The organism is Burkholderia sp. HI2714, from assembly GCF_002223085.1.
Lineage (GTDB): Bacteria > Pseudomonadota > Gammaproteobacteria > Burkholderiales > Burkholderiaceae > Burkholderia > Burkholderia lata_D.
The window spans coordinates 1-638 of sequence record NZ_NKFM01000175.1 but is presented as its reverse complement, the minus strand read 5'-3'; the positions used below and the strand labels follow the sequence as shown (position 1 = coordinate 638).

Here is a 638-nt window from a genome sequence, read left to right as displayed (position 1 = left end):
TTGCGGCTCACGCCGTGCCCATCAGCCAGCGCGCGGATCGTGAGCCCGCCCGCCAAGGCCCGCACCGCCAGGTGCTTACGTGTTTCCCCAGGCAGTTGCGCCGCCGCGCCAGCCAATCGATTCATCCGCGCCCCTCACTGAAAAGTGAGCGCCGATTATCGACCATCGCGACCTCACCGCGCCCCGCCTCGTGTAACCCTGCAGTGAACCACGCCCCAGATTCGACAGCAACGTCAACGAACCCGATATTGATGGCCGCCCATTCCGATTCGTACTCCCGCTGGTGGTCCAACACCATGCGCACGGCACGCGCGCGCATCTCGGCCGAGTACTGCGGCTGCGCCTTCTTCTTTACATTACTTTCAGATTTTAAGATTTCCATGACCCCATTCTCTCAAAGGATGAGGTCTCCGAAAAACCCGGGCCGATTCAGTGCTTCAAATCGGCGCGCCAGTTGCAACGATTCGCTTCCGTCCATGGGCAGGTTTCCAATCTGTTCATGGAGTGCTGTTACAACCGGAATGCGCAACAACACGGACGGCATAGATCGTCGAACGCGGGAATTGGAGTGTGCCGCGGGCCGGCCGATGGTCAAGTCAGCGGCTCGACGTGGCGAGGTCGCGGAACGCACGCAGCGA

1 protein-coding gene and 1 pseudogene are annotated in these 638 nt (G+C 61.0%); one reads left to right on the top strand and one right to left on the bottom strand.

The genetic code is table 11. The annotated features are described in order from the left end of the window. Positions 1 to 121 precede the first annotated feature (121 nt). Positions 122 to 382: a hypothetical protein gene (locus tag CFB82_RS41760; RefSeq protein ID WP_089487987.1), complete on the bottom strand. Its 261-nt coding sequence runs from the start codon at positions 380 to 382 to the stop codon at positions 122 to 124. Between the two features lie 54 nt (positions 383 to 436). Between CFB82_RS41760 and CFB82_RS44730 the strand changes: the two are divergent. Then, a pseudogene (locus tag CFB82_RS44730) lies at positions 437 to 532 on the top strand (IS6 family transposase); the annotation flags it as partial. Positions 533 to 638 lie beyond the last annotated feature (106 nt).

What these genes read in the sequence shown, in the direction of transcription:
- CFB82_RS41760 (WP_089487987.1), bottom strand. Translation starts at nt 382, where the DNA reads ATGGAAATCTTAAAATCTGAAAGTAATGTAAAGAAGAAGGCGCAGCCG.